26 protein-coding genes are annotated in these 25,806 nt (G+C 65.8%); 15 read left to right on the top strand and 11 right to left on the bottom strand.

Annotated features, from left to right (window positions below):
• The 3 genes from G3N93_RS11745 to G3N93_RS11735 all read right to left on the bottom strand — a co-directional run.
• The coding region (locus tag G3N93_RS11745; RefSeq protein ID WP_206133057.1) for an alpha/beta fold hydrolase at positions 1–504 on the bottom strand (504 nt) is incomplete at its 3' end.
• Positions 501–1,307, bottom strand: a complete 807-nt coding sequence (locus G3N93_RS11740; protein ID WP_206133056.1) for a DinB family protein — start codon at positions 1,305–1,307, stop codon at positions 501–503. The genes G3N93_RS11740 and G3N93_RS11745, both read right to left, overlap by 4 nt.
• An 88-nt stretch (positions 1,308–1,395) precedes the next feature.
• Positions 1,396–2,166, bottom strand: a complete 771-nt coding sequence (locus tag G3N93_RS11735) for an alpha/beta hydrolase (RefSeq protein ID WP_206133055.1) — start codon at positions 2,164–2,166, stop codon at positions 1,396–1,398.
• A gap of 182 nt (positions 2,167–2,348) precedes the next feature.
• On the opposite strand from G3N93_RS11735, the gene G3N93_RS11730 reads away from it, so the two are divergent.
• Complete coding sequence (locus G3N93_RS11730; RefSeq protein WP_174988616.1) at positions 2,349–2,945, top strand: TetR/AcrR family transcriptional regulator; 597 nt, start codon at positions 2,349–2,351, stop codon at positions 2,943–2,945.
• 68 nt (positions 2,946–3,013) lie between these two features.
• Here G3N93_RS11730 and G3N93_RS11725 read toward each other — a convergent pair whose 3' ends face one another.
• Complete coding sequence (locus G3N93_RS11725; protein WP_174988630.1) at positions 3,014–3,445, bottom strand: YciI family protein; 432 nt, start codon at positions 3,443–3,445, stop codon at positions 3,014–3,016.
• A gap of 209 nt (positions 3,446–3,654) precedes the next feature.
• Here G3N93_RS11725 and G3N93_RS11720 point away from each other — a divergent pair, with 209 nt between their 5' ends.
• On the top strand, positions 3,655–3,885 hold the full coding sequence (locus G3N93_RS11720; protein ID WP_174936355.1) for a hypothetical protein: 231 nt from the start codon (positions 3,655–3,657) through the stop codon (positions 3,883–3,885).
• 42 nt (positions 3,886–3,927) lie between these two features.
• Here G3N93_RS11720 and G3N93_RS11715 read toward each other — a convergent pair whose 3' ends face one another.
• The 4 genes from G3N93_RS11715 to G3N93_RS11700 form a co-directional block, all read right to left on the bottom strand.
• Positions 3,928–4,629: an MBL fold metallo-hydrolase gene (locus tag G3N93_RS11715; RefSeq protein ID WP_206133054.1), complete on the bottom strand. Its 702-nt coding sequence runs from the start codon at positions 4,627–4,629 to the stop codon at positions 3,928–3,930.
• A 208-nt stretch (positions 4,630–4,837) separates the two neighbouring features.
• Positions 4,838–6,259, bottom strand: coding sequence for an MFS transporter (locus G3N93_RS11710; RefSeq protein ID WP_174988620.1), 1,422 nt, complete (start codon positions 6,257–6,259; stop codon positions 4,838–4,840).
• A gap of 161 nt (positions 6,260–6,420) precedes the next feature.
• A complete protein-coding gene (locus G3N93_RS11705; RefSeq protein ID WP_011354149.1) occupies positions 6,421–7,182 on the bottom strand; it encodes an ABC transporter permease in 762 nt (253 codons plus the stop codon).
• A 3-nt stretch (positions 7,183–7,185) separates the two neighbouring features.
• On the bottom strand, positions 7,186–8,130 hold the full coding sequence (locus tag G3N93_RS11700) for an ABC transporter ATP-binding protein (RefSeq protein WP_206133058.1): 945 nt from the start codon (positions 8,128–8,130) through the stop codon (positions 7,186–7,188).
• Positions 8,131–8,564: 434 nt separating this feature from the next.
• Here G3N93_RS11700 and G3N93_RS11695 point away from each other — a divergent pair, with 434 nt between their 5' ends.
• From G3N93_RS11695 to G3N93_RS11650, 10 genes are all read left to right on the top strand, one after another.
• Positions 8,565–8,861: a cupin domain-containing protein gene (locus tag G3N93_RS11695; RefSeq protein WP_085038798.1), complete on the top strand. Its 297-nt coding sequence runs from the start codon at positions 8,565–8,567 to the stop codon at positions 8,859–8,861.
• Positions 8,862–9,478: 617 nt separating this feature from the next.
• On the top strand, positions 9,479–11,083 hold the full coding sequence (locus G3N93_RS11690) for a DUF2957 domain-containing protein (RefSeq protein WP_174936365.1): 1,605 nt from the start codon (positions 9,479–9,481) through the stop codon (positions 11,081–11,083).
• A gap of 71 nt (positions 11,084–11,154) precedes the next feature.
• Positions 11,155–12,408, top strand: coding sequence for a DUF2957 domain-containing protein (locus G3N93_RS11685; protein ID WP_174931244.1), 1,254 nt, complete (start codon positions 11,155–11,157; stop codon positions 12,406–12,408).
• A 73-nt stretch (positions 12,409–12,481) separates the two neighbouring features.
• Entirely contained in the window at positions 12,482–13,306 is an 825-nt protein-coding gene (locus G3N93_RS11680; RefSeq protein WP_174936369.1) for an OmpW family protein, read from the top strand.
• A 122-nt stretch (positions 13,307–13,428) separates the two neighbouring features.
• On the top strand, positions 13,429–13,932 hold the full coding sequence (locus tag G3N93_RS11675) for an activator protein (RefSeq protein WP_174936371.1): 504 nt from the start codon (positions 13,429–13,431) through the stop codon (positions 13,930–13,932).
• A 183-nt stretch (positions 13,933–14,115) separates the two neighbouring features.
• Positions 14,116–14,619, top strand: coding sequence for an activator protein (locus G3N93_RS11670; RefSeq protein ID WP_206122484.1), 504 nt, complete (start codon positions 14,116–14,118; stop codon positions 14,617–14,619).
• 217 nt (positions 14,620–14,836) lie between these two features.
• Positions 14,837–15,928, top strand: coding sequence for a hypothetical protein (locus tag G3N93_RS11665; RefSeq protein WP_206133053.1), 1,092 nt, complete (start codon positions 14,837–14,839; stop codon positions 15,926–15,928).
• 435 nt (positions 15,929–16,363) lie between these two features.
• Positions 16,364–17,506 carry a glycosyltransferase gene (locus tag G3N93_RS11660; protein ID WP_206133052.1) on the top strand — a complete coding sequence of 381 codons (1,143 nt, stop codon included), beginning with the start codon at positions 16,364–16,366 and terminating at the stop codon, positions 17,504–17,506.
• Positions 17,503–17,997, top strand: coding sequence for a hypothetical protein (locus G3N93_RS11655; protein ID WP_206122482.1), 495 nt, complete (start codon positions 17,503–17,505; stop codon positions 17,995–17,997). The genes G3N93_RS11660 and G3N93_RS11655 overlap by 4 nt, the downstream gene beginning before the upstream one ends.
• 13 nt (positions 17,998–18,010) lie before the next feature.
• Entirely contained in the window at positions 18,011–18,595 is a 585-nt protein-coding gene (locus G3N93_RS11650; RefSeq protein ID WP_206133051.1) for a dual specificity protein phosphatase family protein, read from the top strand.
• A gap of 84 nt (positions 18,596–18,679) precedes the next feature.
• On the opposite strand, the gene betA is transcribed toward G3N93_RS11650, so the two are convergent.
• From betA to betI, 3 genes are read right to left on the bottom strand one after another with little or no spacing between them, the layout of a single operon-like run.
• Positions 18,680–20,380: a choline dehydrogenase gene (betA, locus tag G3N93_RS11645; RefSeq protein ID WP_174985927.1), complete on the bottom strand. Its 1,701-nt coding sequence runs from the start codon at positions 20,378–20,380 to the stop codon at positions 18,680–18,682.
• A 25-nt stretch (positions 20,381–20,405) separates the two neighbouring features.
• Positions 20,406–21,875: a betaine-aldehyde dehydrogenase gene (gene betB, locus G3N93_RS11640; protein WP_069252379.1), complete on the bottom strand. Its 1,470-nt coding sequence runs from the start codon at positions 21,873–21,875 to the stop codon at positions 20,406–20,408.
• 32 nt (positions 21,876–21,907) lie between these two features.
• Positions 21,908–22,492 (bottom strand): transcriptional regulator BetI, encoded by a 585-nt coding sequence (gene betI, locus G3N93_RS11635; protein WP_174936402.1) that lies wholly within the window; start codon positions 22,490–22,492, stop codon positions 21,908–21,910.
• 721 nt (positions 22,493–23,213) lie between these two features.
• On the opposite strand from betI, the gene G3N93_RS11630 reads away from it, so the two are divergent.
• The 3 genes from G3N93_RS11630 to G3N93_RS11620 form a co-directional block, all read left to right on the top strand.
• Positions 23,214–24,116, top strand: a complete 903-nt coding sequence (locus G3N93_RS11630; RefSeq protein ID WP_206133050.1) for an alpha/beta fold hydrolase — start codon at positions 23,214–23,216, stop codon at positions 24,114–24,116.
• A gap of 67 nt (positions 24,117–24,183) precedes the next feature.
• Positions 24,184–24,753 carry an isoprenylcysteine carboxylmethyltransferase family protein gene (locus G3N93_RS11625; RefSeq protein WP_206133049.1) on the top strand — a complete coding sequence of 190 codons (570 nt, stop codon included), beginning with the start codon at positions 24,184–24,186 and terminating at the stop codon, positions 24,751–24,753.
• A gap of 17 nt (positions 24,754–24,770) precedes the next feature.
• On the top strand, positions 24,771–25,806 hold a 1,036-nt coding region (locus G3N93_RS11620), incomplete at its 3' end, for a glycosyltransferase (protein ID WP_206133048.1).

The following is a 25,806-nucleotide window of genomic DNA, read 5'->3' as shown; positions in this document are numbered from 1 at the left end:
CACCGAGCGGCCCATCGCGCGCAGCGTCGATGCGGGCTGATGCGCGAGCCAGCGGCGGGCATCGTCGAGCAGGCCCGGCGACGGCGCGTCGATCGAGCGACGCAGCCAGCCGGGCGGATCGGCACGCAGGCCGTCGAGCATCGTGTCGGCTTCGGCGGGCGTCATGCGTCCGACCGACGCCGACCAGAACGCATCGTCGAGCGTGAAGTTGCCTTCGACGTTGACGATCCGCCGCACGCGTTCCGGATGTGCATGTGCGAACAGCATCGCGATCGCGCCGCCGACCGAGTGGCCGACGACATCGACCGGTTGCGCACCGAAGTGCGTATCGACGGTGTGGCGAAGATGCTCGACCTGCGCGGCGAGTGTGATCGCATCGAACGGTACCGCGCGATGCGCGCCGTAGCCGAGCAGGTCGGGGGCGAGCTGCGGGCCGTTCCATCCGCGCACGTCGAGCGTGCCGATGAAACCGTGAATGAAGACGGCGGGCGTGGGCTGGGTCATGGAGCGGGCGCGGAAGGAAGGGGCGGCAATTCGAGTTCGGCGAGCAGTTCGTCGAGCTCGAGCACGTGCGTGCGGTCGTGGTCGAGCAACTCGCGCACGAGTTCGTCGAGCGACATGCGGCGGACGCCGTCGCGCAACCCGCAGCGCGCGAGCTGCGCGGAATCGAGGGCGGCCGCGGTTGCACACAGCGCGGCGCGGCCGGTGCGGAATGCCGTGACGGCAGCGTCGAGCGGCTGCGCGAGATAGTCGCGTTGCGCGGCGAGCACGGTACCGTCGACGGACGCGATCACCGGCAGTTCGAGCGTGCGCACGGCGTCGATGCGTTCGGCGAATATCGCGTCGAGATCGCGCAGGTGGCAGGCGTGCTCGACGAGCGAGAAGCCCGTGCCGTCGGGGCGGCGTGTCCACAGTGCGGCCGGCACGTGCGCCGCATACGCGGCGAGCCGGTCGGGCAGGCGGGCCAGCGCGGCGACGACGTCGACGAACGGCAGCAACTGCGGATACGCGCTGAACACCGCGCCGTAGCTGAACAGCGTGCCGCCGAGCCGCCCGCGCGCCTGCACGACGTCGTGGCCGTGGCGGCGCATCACTTCCGCGACCATCGCACCGCAGAACTGGCGGGCTGTCGTGTCGGTTTCGATTTCGGGGAACTTCAGTGCGATCTCGTGCTGGATCGCACCGATTGCGGCGACGCCGACGCGCGACAGCGCCGCGAATTCGACGTAGTGCGCGGGTTGCACGATCAGCGCTTCGAGCTGGACGCCGAGCGGTGTGGTGCGAAAACGGTCGAAACGGGAATGCATGAGGGAAAGAATGCTCCGAGTAACGTATCAAAACGATACGTTACTCGGAGGAGAGACGTCAACAGGTGGAAGCGGGCAATGCGTTGCGTCACTCCTTGCCGGCACCCTTGGCGGCCTGTTCGACCAGCTTCGCGACTTCGGCCGGATGCGAGATGTACGCGACGTGGCTCGACTTGAGTTCGATCGTCTTGCTGCCGGCCCGTTGCGTCATGAAGCGTTCGAGCTCGGGGTTGATCGCACGGTCCGCGGTGGCGACCACGGCCCAGCTCGGCTTGGTCCGCCATGCGGCGTGCGTGATCGGCACGCCGAATGACTGCGCGGCCGGCGTCACCTGCGAGATCGCCATGAATTTCGCTTCGGCGGCCGGCACGTCGGCCGCGAAGTCGGCGTGGAACGACGCTTCGTCGAAGTACAGATGGCCGTCTTCGGTGGCCTTGATCGCCTTCGTCGCGGGCGGCGTCTTCTTGGTCAGGTCGAGCGGGCTTTCGCCGGTATCGGGCTGGAACGCGGCCACGTAGACGAGGCCCGCAACCTTGTCGTCGTTGCCGGCTTCGGTGATCACCGCGCCGCCGTAGCTGTGGCCGACGAGGATGCTCGGGCCGTCCTGCGCGTCGACGACACGCCGGGTTGCCTTCACGTCGTCGTCGAACGACGTTTCCGGCTGTTGAACGACGGAAACCTTGTAGCCGTCGCGCGTCAGGATGTTCGAGACGGCTTGCCAGCCCGAGCCGTCGGCGAAGTAGCCGTGGACCAGCACGACGTTCTTGACGGGGGCGGCAACGGCGGCGTGCGAGCCGAATGCGGCGGCGGAAACGGCGAGTGCGACAGCGATGCGGCGAAGTTGGGACGAGCGATTCATTTTCATTCTCCAGAAGGAAGACAGGGTAGGAAACCGTCGGATATCGACAGGCGTCTTGTTCTGTCGATGTAGACATCCTACTAGTAGGTAGGATGGGCGGCAAGGAGAAATTGCGACTGGAAAAGACTATCTCAGGGCGGTAAACTATCCCTGTTTTTCATCCGACTAGATGGTAGGCAGATATGACGGTAACGGGGGACAGTACGGCGGGCCGCATTCTCGAAGCCGGGCGGCAACTGATCATGCGGCGCGGCTACAGCGGGTTCAGCTATGCCGACATCGCCGACGCGATCGACATCCGGAAGGCGAGCATTCACCACCATTTCCCGACGAAGGCGGATCTGGCGGTCGCCGTGCTGCAGCAGTCGCAGGCGAATTTCGATGCCGATATGTCGCTACTCGAGTCGAGCGGCGCCGACGCGCTGGTGCAGATGCGCGCGTACATCGGCTACTGGGAACGCTGCATCGCGGACGACAGCGCGCCGTTCTGCGTCGCCGGCATGCTCGGCGCGGAGCTGCCGGCGCTGCCTGACGAAGTCGCGCGGGCGGTGAAGGCCCATTTCGACGACCTTTCCGCGTGGCTGGTGCGTGTGCTCGAGGCAGGGGTGCAAGACGGTGTCGTGCAGCCGGGCGTGTCGGTGCAGACCGAGGCCGCGACGTTCGTCTCGCTGGTCTATGGCGCGATGCTTGCCGCGCGGGCGTATGGCAATGCCGGGATGTTCAGGGACGTGACCGGCGGCGCGGTCGAGCGGCTCGCGGTGCCGCGCAAGCGCGCGTGAGCCGCGCACGCGCCAGCGGGTAGGGGCGGCGCCCGGCGGTCGTGCAAAACCGTCGGACGCCGGCTGACTCAAGCGGGCTTCCCGGCCTCGGCTTGCGCGTTCAGCCGTGCCTTTTGCTCTTGCAATGCTTCCGTGAAGGCCGGGCTGAAGTCTTCCACCTCGAACAGCGGGCGGATCTCGATGTCGGAGTCGCCGGGCATCGGGTTCGGGCAGCGCTTCACCCATTCGACCGCTTCTTCCATCGATTTCACCTGCCACAGCCAGAAGCCGGCGACGAGTTCCTTCGTTTCGGCGAACGGGCCGTCGGTGACGGAGCGGTTCTTGCCGGCGAAGTGCACGCGCTTGCCGCGCATGCTCGGGTGCAGCCCGTCGGCGGCGAGCAGGATGCCGGCTTGCGCCAGTTCTTCGTTGAACCGGCCCATCGCGGCAATCATTTCGGGGTCGGGCATCCGGCCGGATTCGGAATCGGTGGTGGCTTTGACGATGACGAGGACGCGCATGGTCGTTTCTCCTTGAAGGGAATGAGGGGGCGCCGCCGGCTGTGCCGACGGCAAAAACGAGCGGTTACGACAATACGACGCGCGACGGCGACGAGATTCGACATCGGGCACGACAAATTTTCAATGGCGTGTGCACCGGCGGGCCCTGCCGCGGAGCCCGTCGCCAAAACTGGTATGCTGATCCTCACCACGTTCACGCGGAGGATGCCATGGCTGCTAAGGAAGTCTCGAAGAAGAAGTACCTGAAAATCCTGAACAAACGCCTGCGTGCCGAGCCGGCGGCTCCGGCTGGCGCGTCGTTTGTCTTTTTCCCGCTGGGTGCGAAGGCGAAGAACGCGACGGGTGTCGTGTCCGGCGATACGCGCAGCAAGCGCGAACTGGCGGTGATGGCCGCGGTCCAGCGCAAGGCGGCCGAAGAGTTCGTCGTCGCCAGCGCCTGACCGGAACCAGCTGCACCGCCGCTGGATTGCCGCCTCCGCTGTTTAAGCGGCGGCGGCCTCGCAATGCGCGATCGCGCCGGTGAGCACGCGCGGGATGTCGTGCGTGATGGCCGGGCCGTGCATCGGCAGGATGACGTCGAGATCGAGCGCCTGGATCCGGCGTAGCGCACTCGCGAGGTGGGCGAGCGACGGCAGGTAATCCGAGCGCCGGATCGACTCGACGATCGCCGGCAGCGGATCGTCGGCGGCTTCGTCGCCGAAGCGCATCAGGATGTCCGACGACAGCAGCGCCTTGTACGCCGGCAGATACACGACCAACGCATCCCATTGATGGACGTGCTTCGTGAAGATCGGCACGACGTCGACGCCGGAAATCGTCGTCGGCTCGCCGTCCTTCAGCGGTTTCGCACGCACACCGAAAATATCGGCCAGCCCGTGCGTGCAGATCGGATGCGCGTACGCGACGAGCGCCGGATTGGCCGCGAGGAAATCGGGCAGCGCGCCCATCTCGTCGACTTCAAAATGCGGGACGATCACGCTGCTCACCATCGACGGCGTGATGCCGACGGTCGCGAGGCTCGCGGTCAGTTGCGGAAAATTGGAACGCGTGCCCGTTTCGATGCAGACGACGTCGCCGTTCGGCGAGCGGACGAAGAACTGGCTGAAGCCGAGCTTCAGCTTGTCGATGTAGGTCGTTGCGCGAAACAGGCCGCTGCGGATTTCTTCGATACGAGCGTGGTCCATCGATGCGATCCTTGCGCGGGCAGTGGGGGCCGGACACCACCGTCGCGCGATCGCCGCAATGCGTCGCTGGGCGCGCGCGACTCGGTGCCTCGATTCAGTCTAGCAGCCTCGATCCGGTCGCGAATCCTGTCACTTCACGCAGCGTCAAACCGAGCCGAGCGCTGAACACCTTCCCGGCCGTCAAGAACCCCCCGGGCTGATTGCGCGCTCAGGACACCTTGTCCGCCGCAGCCGCATACCTGCCACCGCCACCTGCTTCGTCGCCCGCCGCGAGCTGTTCCAGCGCGAGGCCCTTCGTCTCGATCCCGAGCGTCCAAACGGCGAACGCGGCCGCGACGAACGACAACGCACCGAGCGTGAACACACCGCCCTGGCCGAACACGGGCAGCACGACGCCGACCACGTAAGGCCCGATCAACGAGCCGACCCGCCCGATCGCCGATGCGAAGCCCGAGCCCGTCGCGCGCGCGCCGGTGCCGTACAGCTCCGGCGTGTACGTGTACAGCGCGGCCCACATCCCGAACAGGAAGAACTGCATCGCGAGGCCGGTGCCGATCAGCAGCGCCATGCTGCCGCCGTACAGCGCGCTCTGGCCGTAGGCGAACGCCATCGCGCCGCCGCCGATCAGCGACGCGATGCAGGTCGGCTTGCGCCCCCAGCGTTCGACGAGCCACGCGGCGCACAGGAAACCCGGCACGCCGCCGAGCGAGATCAGCACCGTGTAGAACACCGATTTCGTCACTTCGAAGCCGGCCTGCTGCAGCAGCGCGCCGAGCCACGACGTGAGGCCGTAGAAGCCGAGCAGCGCGAAGAACCACAGCAGCCACACCATCACCGTGCGGCGGCGGTACGCGCCGCTCCAGATCTCGCGCAGCGCGCCGCGCCCGCGGGCGACGACCGGCTCGGCGAGCCGCGACGGCGGCGGCAGCGTCGTGACGCCGGCCGAGCGCATCACCTTCGCCTCGATCGTGTGCATCACCGTGTCGGCTTCCGTGTGCCGGCCCACATGCTCGAGCCAGCGCGGCGATTCCGGCACGATGCGGCGCACGACGAGCACGAACACGGCGGGAATCGCGAGCAGCGCGAACACGGTGCGCCAGCCGAACTGCGGCAGCACGAAGTACGCGACGATGCCGGCCGTGATGAAGCCGAGCGGCCAGAAGCCGTCCATCAGCGCGATCAGGCGGCCGCGCTTCTCGGTCGGCACGAATTCGGACAGCAAGGTCTGCGCGACCGGGAATTCCATCCCCATCCCGATCCCGAGCAGCACGCGGTAGACGATCAGCGCGTCGACGCTCTGCGCGGTCGAGCACAGGTAGGAGGCCGCGCCCCACAGCACCATGCTCCACTGGAACACGGGCCGGCGGCCGAAGCGGTCGGCGAGCAGGCCGGCGACGGCCGCGCCGAGCACCATCCCGAAGAAGCTCGCGCTCGCGACGAGGCCGGCGGCCGCGGTCGACAGGCCGAACTCCTTGCGGATCGAGCCGAGCACGAACGTCATCGTGCCGAGGTCGACCGAATCGAAGAAGAACGCGATCGCGATGATGAAGAAGATCCGCTTGTGATAGCCGGAGAACGGCAGGCGTTCGAGCCGGGCGGCGGCGGAGGCGGGAGCGGTGGCGGCGGGCATGGCGTCCTCTGAAATGAATAGGGGCCTCGCAGCGCATGCTCCAAGGCCCCGATGCTTCGGTATTCAGTAGACGCGACCACAAAATGCCGCATCAGAGGAAAAGCGCCGCCTGCTTGCCCAAATGCGTCATCGCCGGCGGTGCGGGGTGCGGCCGTTTTGCGTCAGTTCTTCAGCTTGTAGCCGGTGCGGAACATCCACGCGACGATCGCCAGCAGGATCACGAGGAACAGCGACGTTGCGCCGAGGCTGACGCCCACGTGCACGTCGGCGATCCCGTAGAACGACCAGCGGAAGCCGCTGACCAGGTAGACGATCGGGTTGAACAGCGTGACGACGCGCCACGCGGGCGGCAGCATGTCGACCGAGTAGAAGCTGCCGCCGAGGAACGTGAGCGGCGTGATGATCAGCAGCGGCACGAGCTGCAGCTTCTCGAAGCTGTCGGCCCAGATGCCGATCACGAAGCCGAACAGGCTGAACGTGATCGCCGTCAGCACGAGGAACAGCACCATCCAGAACGGATGCAGGATGTGCAGCGGCACGAACAGGCCGGCCGTGGCGAGGATGATCACGCCGAGCAGGATCGACTTCGACGCGGCCGCGCCCACGTACGCGATCACGATCTCCCAGTACGACACGGGCGCGGAGAGAATCTCGTAGATCGTACCCGTGAAGCGCGGGAAGTAGATGCCGAATGACGCGTTCGAGATGCTCTGCGACAGCAGCGACAGCATCACGAGCCCCGGCACGATGAACGAGCCGTAGCCGATGCCGTTCACGTCGCTGATGCGCGAGCCGATCGCGGAGCCGAACACCACGAAATACAGCGACGTGGAGATCACCGGCGCGATGATGCTCTGCATCAGCGTGCGGCGCGTGCGGGCCATTTCTGCGCGGTAGATCGCGCGGATGCCATGCAGGTTCATGCGTTAGGCTCCTTGCATGCCGTTGCGGCGGTTGTCGATCAGGCTGACAAAAATGTCCTCGAGCGAGCTCTGCGTCGTATGCAGGTCGCGGAAGCCGATGCCGGCCGAGCCGAGCGCGTTGATCAGCTTCGCGATGCTCGCGTCGTCGCGCTGCGAGTCGTACGTGTAGACGAGCGCGGCGCCGTCGTCCGCGCGTTCGAGGCCGAACGGCGCGAGTGCGGGCGGCACGTCCGCGAGCGGGTGCTCGAGCTGCACCGTGAGCTGCTTCTTGCCGAGCTTGCGCATCAGTTCGTGCTTTTCCTCGACGAGCACGAGCTCTCCGCCGAGGATGATGCCGATCCGGTCGGCCATTTCCTCGGCTTCCTCGATGTAGTGCGTGGTCAGGAGGATCGTCACGCCGTTGTCGCGCAGCGAATCGACGAGCTTCCACATGTCGCGGCGCAGCTCGACGTCGACGCCGGCCGTCGGTTCGTCGAGGAACAGGATGCGCGGTTCGTGCGACAGCGCCTTCGCGATCATCACGCGGCGCTTCATGCCGCCCGACAGCGTCATCAGCTTGTTGTCGCGCTTGTCCCATAGCGACAGCGCCTTCAGCGTCTTCTCGATATAGGCGGGATCGGGTGCCTTGCCGAACAGGCCGCGGCTGAACGACACGGTCGCCCAGACGGTTTCGAACGCGTCGGTCGTCAGTTCCTGCGGCACGAGGCCGATCATTTCGCGGGCTGCGCGGTATTGATCGCGGATGTCGTGGCCGCCGACCGTCACGCGGCCTTCGGTCGGCTTGACGATGCCGCAGATCGAGCCGATCAGCGTCGTCTTGCCGGCGCCGTTCGGCCCGAGCAGCGCGAAGATCTCGCCGGGGCGGATGTCGAGGGTCACGTGCTTCAGCGCCTGGAAGCCGGACGCGTAAGTCTTGGAGAGGTCGGAGACGGAAAGGATCGGTTGCATGCTCACGGATGGCACGGCCGGCCGGCGCAACGACGTACGCCGCGCGTGCCCGGCGCCGCCGCCGCTGCGAAGCGGCCGGAACCGGGGACGGCATGGCGAACGGGCGTCATGTCGAACGGCATGGTGGTGCGGGATCGCGGGACCGCCATATTAGCAATCGATAGATGGAAATGCATTCTCGTGGAAAGGGCGCGCGTTGCCGGCGCCGGATTTGCGTGAATTGACCGTGGATCGCTGAATAACACGGCGCTTTATTTGTGATGCGTGAACAATTTGAACCGTTTTTGGCAAACCGTGTTGCGATCGCGTTTCGGTTCGGCGGCGGCGCGGCTGGCCGGCCGACTGTGCCGCCCGAAGGCCGTCGCGCCGTACCGGGACGGTATGCGTGGCGCTCGCGATAATGCGTTCCTTTCAACGTTCACGGAGCGGGGCGCATGTCTTTGATCGATTTCAAATCCGTGGCGGCGGCGCAGGCCGTCGCGTGGAAATCCACGATCGTCGGCGAGGTGGGGCCGGCCAGGATCAAGGTGCTGCGCATGGATGCGCAGGCTTATGAAGCGGAAGTGCACGACTACAACGAAGGGCTGCTGGTGCTCGACGGCCGGATGATGCTCGAGGTCGGGGGCGAGACGGTCGTGGTCGAGGCCGGGCAGATGTACCTGGCGCTGGCCGGAACCCTTCACGCGGTGCTGCCGGGCAGCCACGGCACGCTCGCGATCATCGACGTGTAAGGTTGCGCCGCAACATGCGTGAAAGCGGCTCAGGCCCGGCTGGCTTGGTCAGGCGCGAGTTGGCAGCCGCTGTTCAAACGCGTGTTATACAGCCTGGGTATTTGTCTGAGCAAATAAATTGAAGGCTGTTTGAAAATCTGTCAAATACCGTGTAAACGCTAGGATTGCGCGGTTTCGGTCGTTTGGAACTCTGCATCCATTTACTTGTGGGTATCGTCCGATCATAGTCTCGACAAACGACGCATCACGATAACGAATCAAGCGTACGGATGGAGACCAATACATGAGACGCCTTTCCGCGGGGCCAGTCGGACTGCCGTTTCCCGTTTTTTCGCTGAATGCAGACGCGATGCAGATCGCGACCCTGCGTTGCCCTGTCGCCGTGTAGCGGCGAACCACTTCCCGTTTCGATTGTTCTCACGGCGCCGTGCCGCTTGACGGCGCCGCGGGAGAGCGCTTGTCTGCCGCCGCGGCGTGTGCCGCATTTGCCTGACCGGCATCGCGGCCGTCTTGCGCGCACCGTCATGCGCCGCGCGTTCGTGCCGCGGCGCGATACCAACCGGCGGGCCATGCAGCCTGTCCGGACGAGACTTGTCGTACCTGAAAAGGAGGGGTTGATGATTTGCATTCCTGAATGGCGGAAGGCGATTCTGTCGTGCGCGGTACTGGCGCTGCCGTTCGTCGCCGGTTGCGGCGGCGGTGACGATCCGGGGCCGATCAATGTGCCGCAGTGCTCGGGCAGCGCATGCGGGCCGAGCGGGGCTGAAACGACGCCGCCGGTCGTGACGAAGCTGTGTCCGGACGCGCTCGATTACACGACGACGTATACGGGCGGCGCAGGTAGCGGCGAGTACGTGAAGGTGAAGTTCGACACGACGAAGCTCACCTATCAGATGCAATTCCTCGACTCGTCCGTGCCGACGTCTGCGGGGCAGATCAACAACACGCGCGCGGGCCTGACGATCAGCGGCGCGTTTCATCATCCGACCACGCTCCCGACCGCCGAACAGAATCGCTGCGCGTTCGTGCTCGACAGCGGTGTGACGAGCGACGGCACGTATTCGGTGACGATCAATCGCGCGGATCCGCCGATGCTGTTCGTCGGCAACGGTGTGGTCGGTGGCGGGATTCCGGGCGCGACGATCGCGTTCCAGGGGATCGAACTTGCGCCGGGTTTCTTTATTGGCTCGGTGCCGTCGCGCACGTTCGACTTCTATCCGTTCATTGGCTTTACCAACACTGAAACGGATTTCACGAAGGTAGCCGGTGCGTACAACGAAGTCGGCATTCACCTGTCGCCTACGGGCACCGGCTATCAGACCACGACGCCACAAGGATGGCAGCCGGACGTCGTGAACTGGAACCAGACGCTGAATGCCGACGGGACGTGCACGATCACGCAGGGGAGCGACTACTCCTGCAGAACGACCGGCATGCCGTGGACGTTGCGCAAGAATGCGGACGGCACGTCCGACAACGTATTCGTCAGCAACGCGCCGGCTGGCCAGCCGTATCCGAGTGCGGGCCAGGGGCAACCGCTCGTGATCATCACGCCGAGCCAGGCGCACGGCGTGATGATCGTCGGCAAGCTGAACGGCGCGCTGGTGCCGGTCGTGATTCGCGTCGGCTATGCGTATGCCGCGCCGGGCAACCCGCTGGGTTCAGTGGCGGATGCGGAAGTCGGCATCTCGATGCTCGCGCCTTCCAAAGCCCTGGCGACGAACCTGCTGAAGGGCGGATTCATCGGTGCGACCAGCGCATCCGCGTGCGGTGTGGTGACCAACAACGGGCCGTCGAGCAACGCAGCGGTTTCCGGGCCGGGCTTCAATGGGCTCGTCCCGCATCCGGACCTGCCAGGCGTGTACAACACCACATTCAATTTCTTCTCGCCGTCTGCCGGAAACTGTACCGACGGCACCGCCGTATCGACCATCGCGGCGAACTACACGTCGACGCTCTTCCAGGGCAATACCGCGGCATTCATCGATCCGCAGACGTCGTCGGAGACGGCTCAGTTCGGGCTGGACTATACGCAGACGTCGCCCGGCAAGATCGCGGTCACGGCCAACAGCGACTTCAACGCGAAGGGCGCCAGCGGCAACGTGGCGATCTTCAAGAAGGGCGATACGGGCTGGATCGTGACGGCCGGCAACGTCTACGCGATGGTCGTCAACAACAGCCAGGTCAACCCGTTCTTCACGGTCGGCGCGTTCGTCCAGTAACCCTGCACTGAACACGTAACACCGGCGGCGCATGCGTCGCCGCCGGCGAATAGAATTTCAAGAGGATTCCTATGAATTTGAAGCAATGGATGGCCGCGGCATCGCTCGCGCCCGTGCTGGCGGCATGTGGCGGCGACGGCGACCCGCCGCCCGCACCGGTGGTCCGGCTGTGCCCGCAGACGATCGACTACAACACGGTGTTCATCGGCGGTTCGGGGTCGGGTGAACTCGTGAAGGTGCAGCTCGACACGACGAAGATGACGTACCGGATGACGTACCTCGCATCGCCGGTGCCGACCACCACGGGCACCGTGCAGCCGACGCGCGACACGGCGCCGGCCAACGTGGTCGACGGCACGCTGGCCGACGAAACGGGGCTGCCGACCGTGAAGCTGAACCAGTGCACGTTCCGGATGCAGAACGCGAGCCTCGACCCGAACCGGCCCGCGCGGCTGTTCCTCGGCGAAGGCGTGCTGGGCGGCGCGATTCCCGGCGCGACGATCCAGTTCAACGGCGTGATCGGCGTCGGCAAGATTCCGCAGACGACGTTCCCGTACTACCCGTTCATCAGCTTCTCGTCGCTGGAAACCGACCTGACGAAGATCGCCGGCAAGTACAACCAGCTCGGCTATCACCAGGTGCCGTCGCAGAGCTTCCAGCCGGTGGCGCTCGACCAGCAGGTGACGATCAACGCCGACGGCAGCTACGTCGAGACCGACAACTTCGGCAAGAAGAACGGCGGGCAGCCGCTCGCGTCGAGTGCGACCGTGAACCAGCCGTTCACGCTGCGGCCCGATGCGCCGGCGTTCCAGTCGCTCAACTACCTGCCGCAGATTCCGCCGACGCTCGCGGCGGTCGATCCGGCGAAGGCCGGCAAGGGGATCCTGATCGTCGGCAAGCTGCGCAACCAGCTCGTGCCGATCTTCATCCGCACCGGTGCTGCCAACGCGGACCTTACGCAAGGCCCGCCGAGCGCGGACGACGAATCGGGCATCTCGTTCCTGAGCCCGCAGACGGCGATCGCGCAAGGCTCGCAGAACGGCGAATACACGGGTGTCGACAGCGCGTTCAACTACCGCGCGACCGCGCTCGTCGGCGCACAGGCCACGCTGCTCGATCCGTTCAATGCGTCGCAGGCCGCGCTCACGCGCGCGCTGAACCTCGACTACACGCAGAAGATGCCGGGCGTCGTGACGACCGTGCATGCGGATGCGGCGTCGGGGCCGGCGACGGGCAAGTTCGTGTTTACCGGCGGCGTATTCGGGTTCCTCGACATGAACGATACGAGCAACCCGTACTTCACGGTCGGCGCATTCGTGCAGTGACGCACGCCTGGATGGAGACACGGTGGCGCCGCGCGCAGATGCGCGGCGCCCGGACAGAATGAGGGGAGACTTCATGAAGAAGCTGATTGTCGCGGGTGTCGTCGCAGGCGTGTCGACGCTCGCATCGGCCCAGCAGGCGGGCGACAACGTCGCGACGCTGGGCTGGCTGCACATCATGCCGCAGGATTCGACCAACGGGTTGACGACGAATCTTGCCGGCATGCCGATCAACGGGCCGCTGCGCCTGCCCGGATCGTTCACGTCGCCGGGCACGAGCCTGACGGTCAACAATGCCGATACGGTCGGCCTCACGCTCACGCACTTCTTCACCGACCACATCGCGGTCACGTCGGTGCTCGGCGTGCCGCCCGAGTTCACGCTCACCGGGCACGGCTCGATCCGGCCGCCCGGTCCGGCCGGGGCGCTCGGCAGCGTCAACATGGACAATCCGGCGAACCAGCCGGCGGTGAAGAATGCGCGGCAGTGGAGCCCGACGATCATTCTGCAGTACTACTTCAATTCGTCGACGGCGCGGTTTCGCCCGTTCGTCGGGATCGGCGTGGCCTACAGCTGGTTCAGCAACATCGAGCTGAACGGCAACTTCGCGAAGGACATCAACGAGAACCTCGGCAGCGTGCTCGCGGCCGGCGCCGGCAAGCCGGGGGCGACTTCGGTGGAGGGCAAGGCGTCGTCGTCGTTCACGCCGGTCTACAACGTCGGCGCGAGCTATGCGATCGACAAGCACTGGGGCGTAACGGCGACGCTGACCTACATGCCGTTGAAGACCTACTCGTCGCTGGTGATCAAGGCGGCCGACGGCTCGACGCTCGCGACCACACGCACGAAGTTGAAGGCCGACCCGCTGATCACGTTTGTCGGGATTTCCTACAAGTTCTGAGCCGACCGGTGCGCATGATGCGCACCGGCGGCTTCCTGCGACCGGTTGGCCGGTGTTGTTCCGGCCGGAAGGTCGCGTTCCTGGCGGCGTGCCGCCATTTGTGAAGAGAGGGGGCAGTTCAAATGAGCATTCGCAAAATCGTATCGCTTGTTGCTGCAGTGGCTTTCACCGCGGTTTCGGCCGCGCCTGCTTTCGCCGTTACCGTTTCACGTGCCGACGGCCAGCCGATGAACCCGAATGGCGAGCCGTTCTCGGCGTCGGGGATCACGAATCTCAGCAAGGGATCGATCAGCGCATCGTGTACCGCGACCTTCAACGGCACGATCACGTCGACCGGCATCGTCAACATCACGTCGACGCAGTTCACCGGCGGCGGGACGTGCGGCCTCATCGCCGGCAGCGCGAGCAGCGCGTCGCCGTGGACGGGGCAGGCTGACAGCACGACACAGCTGTCGATCAATAACGCGAAGGTGACCGTGACGCTGCTCGGCACCTGCGGGCCGAGCAAGGTCGTGACGGCGTGGAGCGATCCGAACTCGTCGCTGACGTTCAACAATGCCGTGCTGACGCCGGATTGCACGGTGGGCGGCACGGTCCTGACGTCGCCGAAGTTCCACGTGCAGTAAGCGTCGTAGATCGAAGCAGGATGCCCGCCGCGCGCGAGGGCCGTGCGGTATGTGCGGCGGGTATTCGCGGCTTCGATGGGTTCGTGCCGTCGCGTGTATCGGCGCGGCGGCGCGGATTCATTCTGCAGAGCGGTCGTGTTTCTCGTGCAAGGCCGCCATATATCAAGAGAGAGGGCCGTACAGATGAAAATTCGTCAGATTGCATCGCTTGTTGCTGCAGTGGTGTTCACCGCGGTTTCGGCTGCGCCCGCGTTCGCAGTGACCGTTTCGCGCGCGGATGGGCAGCCGATGAATCCGAACGGCGAGCCGTTTTCCGCGACGGGGCTGACAACGATCGGCAAAAAGTCGATCAACACCAACTGCGCCGTGACGTTCAACGGAACGATCACGCCGGCGGGTGTCATCAATATCACGTCCGCGCAGTTCAACGGGGGCAACTGGTGCCCGCTGATCAGCAGTACAGCGAGCAGCGCCTCGCCGTGGACGGGGCAGGTGGACAGTACGACACAGCTCTCGATCGACAACGCGCAGGTGAGCTTTACGCTGCTCGGCCCTTGCGGCCCGAGCAGGCTCGTGGCGGCCTGGAATGATCCGAATTCGTCGCTGACGTTCAACAATGCCGAATGGACACCGGACTGCCGGCTGGCCGGTACGCTCATCGCTTCGCCGAAGCTCCACGTGCAATAAGCATCGCGGATCGACGGGAGGCGCCCGCCAGCACATACGACGGGATTCCGCTTTCTCGATGTATCCGTGTCGTCGCGCGTATCGGCGTGACGGCAGGCTGACCACACGTGTCGCGATCCGATGCGCGTGGTCTTGCAGGGTTGGTACGGCGTATGGCGCCGCTCGACCCGACTGAACTACCACTATTTTAATTGGCCAGAACTATCCCGGAAGACCCATGCTTACCGATCCCGCAAAGTATGGAGATGCCCGCGGCGCGACGCCTGACCGGCTGCGCACGGCCGCGTGGCTGCAGTACCTGATCGAACGACTCGACGCCGCCGCGTGCGCAGCGGAGGCGAGTGACGCCGGTGACACGACAGTCATCACATCGCACGCGATACGCATGCGGGGTGGCGCGAATCTGTCCCGAGAAGCGACAGCGGCGCTTCACCGGCTCGCGCCGTGGATTGCATCGGACGGCGGTGCCTGCGCATGCGATCTGACTGACCCGATCGGCGCATGCTCGCATGTGCCGTCGATGCAGCAACTCGCCGAAGCCGAACGCAGCTGTCCCGGCTCGCGCGCCGTGTTCGACACCGCGCACGGTGTGATCGATGCATGCGCATTCGACGATCCCGATGTCGGCTGGGCCGCGCTCGAGCGGATTGCCGGTGGTGTCGAAGGCAATGGGGGCGATGACGGTGAATGCACCGAACATGAAAAGGGCGCGCGGGACGACATGCCGCCTGCGAAGAACCTGAGAGAAAGGCTGGCGGTCGTCGCGGCGGCGAGTGGAGCAACGTCGGCGATGCCTGGCGCCGTCATCGACGCGATCGTGCTGCGCGCGTGCGGGCCGCGCGACGATGCATCGCGCATCGACGAGATGGCTGCGCTTGTGACGTTCTCGGCCGCGCTCGCCGCTGGCGACGGAGCGTCTGTTGCCGCGTATGGCGGTCAGCACAACCTCGTTGCACGAGCCATTCACACGCATCGTGCCGATCTCGCGTCGGTGGACGGGCTGCTTGCGGCGTTGTCCGTGTGCCGACTCGATCAACTCGTCGGCGTGGGTAGTTTCTGGGCCTACTATTTGCTGGCGGGCATCGTGATCGCGGCACCGGACGCCGTGCGGGAAGTCGGTCGCCGCTTTCATGGTGACGAGTGGCAGGCGTGGCTCGATCACGTGCTCGCGTGGCCGGCGGTCTGCCGATTCGGGTCGAAGGAGGAGGTCGCGTTCGAACATCTGCGAAGCGCGATGAGCCTGACGTCGCGCTGGAACCCGATCGTCCGCGGGAAGCGGATGCGGAAGCGGGGTGTTGTAACGCCCTGATTCGGGGAGCACGGGGACAAGGCTGGCTGACGCATCGCCTTTTTCGAAGCGATACGTAAGTATTCCAAACGAATCCGGCACGAGCGTCCTTGCGTGAGCCGAAATACCTGGCCCCGTTCGCACGCGTGAACGGGCGTCAGGCGGCGACGCGCTGGGCCGTCGTGCCGTCGGCGTCCACACAGGGCGCGCGCCACGCCTTCCACGCCATCTATCCTTCCAGACCGCCAGACCGGCTCGCCCCTCCCCCGATCCAGGCACCCTCGACCGAACGCAGTATGATTCCGCAGTCGATGCCGGCGATCGCTTCGCTGTAACCGCCCGCCCGCGCCGTCGAAGATCTGCCAAGCTTGTTGTAAGCCGGACGCAAACAGTCGCCGCGTGAGAGCGCCGCGGCGAACCCGCATCCGGACCACCTTCATCGAAACGGTCAGTCAGATGTCAAAGCAAAACAAGAAGATCCTCCTCCTGAGCGTCAGCGCCGGCGCCGGCCATACCCGAGCGGCCGAAGCGATCCGCGCGTTCGCCGACCATCATCCCGCCGGCGTCGAAGCCACCCACCTGGACGTGATGGATTTCGTGTCCACCGGCTTCCGCAAGCTGTACACCGATCTCTACATCAAGCTCGTCAGCAGCCAGCCGGCGCTGTGGGGCTACCTGTACCAGAAGACCGACGAAGTCGATCCCGCCGCGCCGTCGCAGAAGATCCGGCGCGCGATCGAGCGGCTCAATTGCCGGCCGCTGCTCGCGGAGATCGAACGGCAGCGCCCGGACGCGATCATCTGCACGCACTTCCTGCCCGCCGAACTGCTGTCGCGCGAGATCCGCAAGGGGCGCGTCGACACGCCGGTGTGGGTGCAGGTCACCGATTTCGACCTGCACAGCATGTGGGTCGTGCCGAACATGCGTGGCTATTTTGCGGCCAACGACGAGATCGCGTGGCGCATGCATGCGCGCGGCATGGCGCCGGAAACCGTGCACGTCAGCGGCATCCCGATCATGCCGGCGTTCGGCCAGCCGCTCGATCGCGCGGCCTGCGCGGCCGAATTCGGCCTCGATCCCGCGCGCCCGACCTTCCTGATGATGTCCGGCGGCGCGGGCCTCGGCGGGCTCGATGTGCTGGCCGCGCGCCTGCTCGAGATGGATGCCGACTTCCAATTGATCGCACTGGCCGGCAAGAACAAGGCGATGCTGACGTCGTTGCAGGAACTGGCCGCGCAGCATCCGGGCCGGCTGTTTCCGCAGGGCTTCACGCAGCAGGTCGAGCGCCTGATGGCCTGCGCCGACCTCGTCATCACGAAGCCGGGCGGCCTGACGACGTCCGAATGTCTCGCGATGCAGCTGCCGATGATCGTCAACTCGCCGATCCCGGGCCAGGAAGAGCGCAATGCGGATTTCCTGCTCGAACAGGGTGTTGCGCTGAAGGCGATCGACGACGATGCGCTCGTCTACCGGATCCGCGCGTTGCTGCAGACGCCGGAGCGTCTTGCCGACATGCGCCGCCGTCTCGCGCCGCTCGGGCGGCCGCTCGCCGGCCGCTTCGTGCTCGATCGCGTGCTGGGCCTGGAGCCGGCTGCATGAGCGTCGCGCGATTTGTGCCGACGCGCCATACGGTGTTCGTCGTCGCGTGGGTCGTGCTGCTCGCGTACTTCTTCGCGAACGTCGAGATCCAGATCGAGGGCAGCGCGGGCTGGGCCGCCAACCTGCCGACGTGGCGCATCGAACATCACTGGCTGCTCGACATCTTCTGGGGCGGGCGGCCGATGACCGGCTACCACGCATGGGTGTTCCCGTTCGTCGCGCTGTTCTTTCACCTGCCGGCCGTGTTCAACGGACGGTGGTCGTGGCGCATCGAAGCGCGGATCATCGCGTGCATCATGGTGTTCTGGCTGACCGAGGATTTCCTGTGGTTCGTGCTGAATCCGGCGTATGGCCTGGCCCGCTTCAATCCGGCGAATGTGCCGTGGCATATCCATTGGCTGGGCGTGGCGCCGACCGACTACTGGACGATGAGCGCCGCCGCGATCGTGCTGTTCATTGTTTCCCGCGAGCGCAAGCGCGCCTTTTATTGATCCCGGACCCGACATGAAAATCGCCGTCATTGCCGCGATCGCCGTCACGCTCGCCGGGCTCGTGCAGCCGGCCCTTGCAGACCCGGCCTCCGAGGTGTCCGCCCGGCCGATCAAATGGGCGCAGAGCGTGACCGATGCGCATGTGAACAACCTGCATCGCATTACACCGACGCTGTACCGCAGCGCGCAGTTGTCGCGCTCGGACGTGCCGGAGCTGCAGAAGCTCGGCATCCGCAAGGTCATCAGCTTCCGTTCGTTTCACGCGGACGACACCATCCTGGCCGGCACGCAGATCAGGATGCAGCGCATCCGGATCAACACGTGGGACATCCGCGATGAAGACATGGTCGCTGCATTGAAGGCGCTGCGCACGGCCGACCAGGACGGGCCGGTGCTGATCCACTGCCAGCACGGGGCCGATCGTACCGGCCTCGTGTCGGCGTTGTACCGGATGGTGTACCAGGGCTGGACGCGCGAGCAGGCGCTCGATGAACTGCAGCACGGCGGCTACGGGTTTCATCCGATCTGGCAGAACATCACGAACTACTTGAAAAACGTCGACGTCGCGCGTTTGCGGCGAGAAGTGAACAGCGGCTGACGAACCCATGCAAAACGCCGCCGACAATCACTGTCGGCGGCGTTTCGTCAGTACGTTGATGCGCGGGCAACATGCCCGCCGTCGTCAGACCGTCTCCGGCTGCCGTGCAGCCTTCGCGATGTTGCGAGCCATCGCCCCGTTCGCGACGAAGTAAGGCACATCCACCCGCGCAAGCGCCTTGCGTCCGCGAATCTTGTCCGCGATCTTCTCGGCGATCATGATCGTCGGCGCATTGAGGTTGCCGGTCGTGATGATCGGCATGATCGACGCATCGACGACGCGCAGGCCCTCGAGCCCGTGCACGCGGCCCTCTTCATCGACCACGGCCATGTCGTCGTAACCCATCTTGCACGAGCACGACGGATGGAACGCGGTCTCCGCACGGGCGCGCACGAAGGCGTCGAGTTCCTTGTCGGACTTGCAGTCTGCGCCCGGATTCAGCTCGCGGCCGCGATAGCGGTCGAGCGCGGGCTGCCGCATGATCTCGCGCGTCGCGCGGATCGCGTCGCGGAACTCGCGCCAGTCGAGCGCTTCCGCCATGTAGTTGAAGAGGATGCTCGGATGGTCGTTCGGATCGCGCGAGCGCAGCTTCACGCGGCCGCGGCTCGGCGAGCGCATCGACCCGACGTGCGCCTGGAAGCCGTGCATCTCGATCGCGTTCGAGCCGTTGTAGTTGATCGCAACAGGCAGGAAGTGATACTGGATGTTCGGCCACAGGTCGTCGTCGCGCGTGCGGATGAAGCCGCCCGCCTCGAAGTGGTTGCTCGCGCCGAGGCCGGTGCCGTTCAGCATCCATTCGAGGCCGATCTTCGGCTGGTTCCACCACTTGAGCGCCGGGTACAGCGAGACCGGCTCCTTGCACTCGTACTGGATGTACATCTCCAGGTGATCCTGCAGGTTCTGGCCGATGCCGGGCAGGTCGAGCACGACGGGAATGTCGAGTTCCTTCAGCCATGCGCCGGGGCCGACGCCCGAGCGCTGCAGCAGTTGCGGCGACGCGATCGCGCCGCTGCACACGAGCACTTCGCGGCGCGCATGCGCGGTTGCACGTTCGCTGCCGCGCAGGTACGTGACGCCTGACGCGCGCTTGCCGTCGAACAGGATGCGATCGGCGAGCGCGTGCGTGACGATCTCGAGGTTCGGCCGCACCTTCGCCTGGTCGAGGTAGCCGCGGGCGGTGCTGGCGCGGCGGCCCTTCGGCGTGACGGTGCGGTCCATCGGGCCGAAGCCTTCCTGCTGATAGCCGTTCAGGTCGTCGGTGCGCGGATAGCCGGCCTGCACGCCCGCATCGACCATCGCCTCGAACAGCGGATTCACGCCCGGCTTGCTGGTCGTGACCGACACGGGGCCGTTGCCGCCGTGGTAGTCGTTCGGGCCGACGTCGCGCGTTTCGGCTTTCTTGAAGTACGGCAGGCAGTCGAGGTACGTCCAGTTCTCGAGGCCCTTGTGCGTCGACCAGTTGTCGTAGTCGAGCGCGTTGCCGCGGATGTAGCACATGCCGTTGATCAGCGACGAGCCGCCGAGCCCCTTGCCGCGGCCGCATTCCATCCGGCGGTTGTCCATGTGCGGCTCGGGGTCGGTTTCGTACGCCCAGTTGTAGCGGCGGCCTTGCAGCGGGTAGGCGAGGGCGGCCGGCATCTGCGTGCGGAAGTCGAAGCGGTAGTCGGGGCCACCGGCTTCGAGCAGCAGCACCGTCACGTCCGGATCTTCCGTCAGGCGCGTTGCGAGCACGTTGCCCGCGGAACCTGCGCCGCAGATGATGTAGTCGTATTCGCGTGTCGTCATGACGGTCAATCTCCTTTCGTGATCCTTAAAACACCGGGTTGTAGCGGCCGAGCTCGACCTGCACCGACTTGATTCGAGTGTAGTGCTCGAGCGTCGTGATGCCGTTCTCGCGTCCGACACCGGATTGCTTGTATCCGCCAACCGGCATCTCGGCCGGCGATTCGCCCCACGTGTTGATCCAGCAGATGCCGGCTTCGAGACGATGGATCGTGCGGTGCGCGCGCGACAGGTTCTCGGTCACGACGCCGGCCGCGAGGCCGTAGTGCGTATCGTTCGCGCGGGCGATCACTTCGTCCTCCGATTCGAAATCGAGGATGCTCATCACCGGCCCGAAGATTTCCTCGCGGACGATCTTCATGTCGTCGCGGCAATCGCCGAACACGGTCGGCGCGACGTACTGGCCGCTGCCGAAGTGGCCGTCGGTCAGGCGCGTGCCGCCCGCGAGCAGCTTCGCGCCTTCGGCCTTGCCGCTTTCGATGAAGCCGAGCACCTTGTCGAGCTGCGCGGCCGACACGAGCGGGCCGAAGTTGGTGTCGGCATCGGTCGGCTTGCCGACGCGGATGCGCTTCACGCGTTCGAGCACGCGCTGCGTGAATGCATCCTTGATCGAGCGGTGCACGAACACGCGCGTGCCGTTCGTGCAGACCTGGCCCGAGCTGAAGAAGTTGGCGGTCACCGCGATGTCGGCGGCGCGGTCGAGATCCGCATCGTCGAACACGATCAGCGGCGACTTGCCGCCGAGTTCCATCGTCACTTCCTTCAGCGACGACGCGCCGGCCAGCGACATCACCTTCTTGCCGGTCTCGACGCCACCCGTGAACGACACCTTCGCGATGTCCGGATGGCCCGTCAGCAGCGCGCCGACCGAGCCGTCGCCCTGCACGACGTTGAACACGCCGGCCGGCACGCCGGCTTCCGTATAGATTTCCGCGAGCTTCAGCGCGGTGAGCGGCGTGACTTCGCTCGGCTTGAACACCATCGCGTTGCCGGCCGCGAGCGCGGGGGCCGTCTTCCAGCACGCGATCTGGATCGGGTAGTTCCAGGCGCCGATGCCCGCGCACACGCCGAGCGGCTCGCGGCGCGTGTAGACGAACGACTCGGCGCGCAGCGGCACCTGCAGCCCTTCGATCGCGGTCGCGAGGCCCGCGTAGTACTCGATCACGTCCGCGCCGGTGACGATGTCGACCGCGAGCGTCTCGCCGATCGGCTTGCCCGTGTCGCGCGTTTCCAGTGCGGCGAGCTCGTCGTTGCGCTCGCGCAGCAGGTCGACGGCGCGGCGCAGGATGCGCGAGCGCTGCATCGCGGTCATCGCGGCCCATTCACGCTGGCCTTCCCGGGCGGACGCGACCGCGCGGTCGACGTCGGCTGCGCTGGCCTGCTGCACCTGCGCGAGCAGTTCGCCGGTGGCGGGATCGAAGGTGTCGAAAGTCTTGCCGCTCGTGGCGTCGACGTAACCGCCGCCGATGTAGAGGCGCTGCAAACCGAATACGGACATGAGGATCTCCTTGAGGGCGACTGCGTGACGCGTCAGTCGGACGCGAGCAGCAGGTCGATGTAATCGTGGGCGAGCTTCAATGCGGCCCGGGTGTCGATCGGGCCGCCGGCGAGTGCGCCGCGCAGCCACAGGCCGTCGATCAGCGCGGCGAGGCCGCTGGCGGCTTCGCGCGCTGGCGTGCGCGGCAAGGCCTTCGCGAATTCGGCGCACAGGTTCGAGTGGAGGCGCCGCGTGTTGACGTGCTGCAGGCGCTTGAGCATCGGGTCGTGCATGCTCTGCGACCAGAACGCGAGCCACGTCTTCATCACGGGCGCGCTGACCTGCGTGTCGTCGAAGTTCGCGGCGACGATCGCGCGCAGCCGGGAACGCGGATCCTTGCGTGCCGCCACGCGGCGGCGCGTGGTGGCCGACCACAGGTCGCGCAGCACGTGCCGCATCGTCGCTTCGAGCAGGCCGTCCTTGTCGCCGAAGTAATGGCTGACGATGCCCGTCGAGATGTTCGCGCGCTGCGCGACCGATGCGAGCGTCGTGCCGGGCAGGCCCGCTTCGTCGATCGACCGCAGCGTGGCGTCGATCAACTGTGCGCGGCGAATCTCCCGCATTCCGACTTTCGGCATCGCGACTCCCTTCGCCCGGACGGGCCGTCCATGGAAGTCGAGAGCTTAGCGGTTTTTTATTGATCGTTCAATCAACAAAAAATCGGGGTCTGACGGTGAAGGCGAGTGCCAGGCCGGTGAACGACGCCCTCGATCGCACGTTGTGCAGGTGCGGAAAAACAATTGAAAGATGATTAAAAATGCTGAATTTTGTTTAAAACGCTTTCTGAATAGATCGATCAATCCGGTTAATCGTTGCGGGTGTCGTCGCGATTACGGAATGAAAGAGTATTGAGCTGTGTGATATTCGGTTAAGCGTGGAAGTCGGCCCGTGAAGCGACGTCACGATTCATTCATGAAAATTCGTTTGAAATAAGCGAATGAAACGCCATAACTCATTGATTATAAATGAATGTATTTGAATCATGCAGGGGTGGGTTACCGCTTCGCAAACGATTGCGATCACCCTCGAACGAATTCCGCTTACCATAAAAAATCAGGGAATAATTTGAATCTGCCGCATTTTCCAACCGAGTAGAGGGTGTCGTTGGAATGACTTGAGTCAGTAATATTGTCCGTATTAGTATGGCGCCGCACTACGAGGAAAGAATCGATGCCGCCGGTATTGCCGCGGTGCATTGGCCAACAGCGCGATTCGGATTGCGCGCGAAAAACCGGCGCAGTCATTGCGCACCTGCAGCATGCCGCGACGTCGAGACGCCGCATCCACCGGAGAACGACGATGCTGACCGAAAAACACGTGGTCCCGCTGCCGAATGGTCTGAAGGTCTACGTCGAACGGAACGTGTTCGACCCGGCGTTCGACACGGCGATGCTCGTCAACGGCGCACTCGCGACGACCGCGTCGTTCGGGCAGACCGTCCAGTATCTCGGCGAGCGGATGAACACGATCTGCTTCGACCTGCCGTACGCGGGGCAGTCGCGCCAGCACAACCCGGGCTGCTTCATCCTGACGAAGGACGACGAAGCCGCGATCCTGCAGCACCTGGTCGAGCGCTTCGCGCCGGCCTACCTCGTGTCGGTGTCGTGGGGCGGCGTCGCGTCGCTGTTCGCGCTCGCACGCGGCTGCCCGAGCGTGCGGCGCGCGGCGATCTGCTCGTTTTCGCCGTTCCTGAACGACGCGATGGTCGACTACGTGACGCGCGCCCGCGACCACATCGCGGCTGGCGAGAACCTGAAAGCCGCGCAGCTGCTGAACGACACCGTCGGCCGCTACCTGCCGCGCATCATGAAGCTGTACAACTACCGCTATCTCACGCGCCTGCCGCGCGACGAGCAGGACCAGGTCGCGTTCCACGTCGACCAGATCCTGTCGCTGCAGCCCGAGCGCTACCTCAGCGAGTTCTCGAACATCGGCTGCGAGCTGCTGTTCCTGAACGGCGAGCGCGACGAATACACGACGCCCGCCGACGTGCGCCAGCTCGGCGCACACGTGCCGCGCGCACGGTTCGCGACGGTGCCGGACGCCGGCCACTTCCTCGACATCGAAGGCCGCGCGCAGCGCGAATACACGCGTTCGGCGTTGCTCGACTTTTTCTGCGGCGGGTCGTCGCTCGCCGCCGGCATCGCGCTCGCCGCCGCGCAGGCGTGCGTGCCCGCACCGATGCACGCGTTGTCGTCGTGACGCCGCACGCCGTGCGTGCGGTACGTGCGGCGCTCCCGAATTCCCATCCCAACGAGGCAGGCCAGCCGTGAATATCGTTCAGACCATCGCCATCGTCGTTCCGTGGGCCGCGTGGCTCGCCTACTGGATCGCCACTTCGCGAGGCGTGAAGACGACCGTGCGCAAGGAAGCGTCACGCTCGCGCACGCTGCAGTCGATTCCGCTGATCGTCGGCGGCGCGCTGATCATCCTGCCCGATCCGTCGTGGCAGGCGCTCGTGCCGGACTGGCAGCGCTTCGGCCTGCAGGCGCAGTGCGGGCTCGCGGTGCTGGTGGCCGGCCTGCTGTTCTCGGTGTGGGCTCGGCTGCACCTCGGCACGAACTGGAGCGTGTCGGTCACGCTGAAGGAAGACCATGAGCTTGTCCGCACCGGGCCGTACGGGCTCGTGCGTCACCCGATCTATACGGGCTGCCTGATCGCGCTCGTCGGCGCCGCTCTGATCGGCGGCGAATGGCGCGGCGCGATCGGCGTGCTGCTCGTGTTCGCGTCGCTCGCGTACAAGGTGCGCGTCGAGGAAAGCTGGCTGACTGGGTATTTCGGGCCGGCGTATGCGCAGTATCGGCGCGAAGTCGCGGCGCTGATTCCCGGCTTCTACTGAACCCCGCGAGGCGCACGATGGCGAAGATGATCGTGACCGCGATCGGTTCGGCGGGCGACGTGCATCCGCTGCTCGGCGTCGCGCGCACGCTCGCGGCGCGCGGTCACGACGTCGTGTTCTGCACGCACGCGCCGTTCGAGGCGGCCGTGCGGCGTTGCGGGTTCGCGTTCGTGCCGATCGGCACCGCGGCCGAATACGAGGCCGCGATGGCGAACCCCGCGCTGTGGGATTCGCGCACGTCGTTTCGCACGCTGTGGCAGGTGATCGCGCCGACGCTGCGCCCGCATTACGACGCGCTGCGTGCGCTGACCGACGGCGACACGGTGCTCGTCGGCACGCTGTGGGCGTTCTCCGCGCGCTTCATGCAGGAGCTGCACGGCACGCCGTACGTGTCGGTGCAGGTGTCGCCGTCGACGCTGTTGTCCGCGCATGCGCCGCCGACGCACCCGCGCCTGACGATTCCCGCACGCTGGCCGCTGCCCGTGAAGGCGGCGCTGATGACGCTGATCGAGCGCCAGGTGCTCGATCGCGCGTGCGGCCCCGCGCTCAACGCGGTGCGCCGCGATCTCGGGCTTGCGCCTGCGCGGCGCGTGCTGGGCCGCTGGCTGCATTCGACCGATGGCGTGCTGTGCCTGTTTCCCGGCTGGTTCGCGCCGCCGCAGCCGGACTGGCCGTCGAATCACCGGCAAAGCGGTTTCCCGCTGTTCAACGATATTGCGACCCCTGAAGAAGATGTGGCACTCGATGCGTATCTCGCGGCCGGTGAGCCCCCGGTCGTGTTCACGGCCGGTGCGACACGCGTCGATCACGCGGCCTACGCGCGCGCGGTGGCGGATGCGCTGCGCACGACCGGCGCGCGCGGGATCCTGCTGACGCCGGACGATGCGGCGCCGGACAGTGACCGTTTGCTGGTGCGCCGCTTCGTGCCGATGCGCACGCTGCTGCCGCGCTGCCGCGCGCTCGTGCATCACGGTGGGATCGGCACCGCGGCGCTTGCATTCGAGGCCGGGATCGCACAGGTCGTCACGCCGTTCGCGCACGACCAGTTCGACA

The organism is Burkholderia sp. Se-20378 (assembly GCF_017104665.1).
In the GTDB taxonomy this organism is placed as follows: Bacteria; Pseudomonadota; Gammaproteobacteria; order Burkholderiales; family Burkholderiaceae; genus Burkholderia; species Burkholderia lata.
The sequence above is the reverse complement of the archived record's forward strand: the minus strand, read 5'-3'. Positions and strand labels throughout refer to the sequence as shown.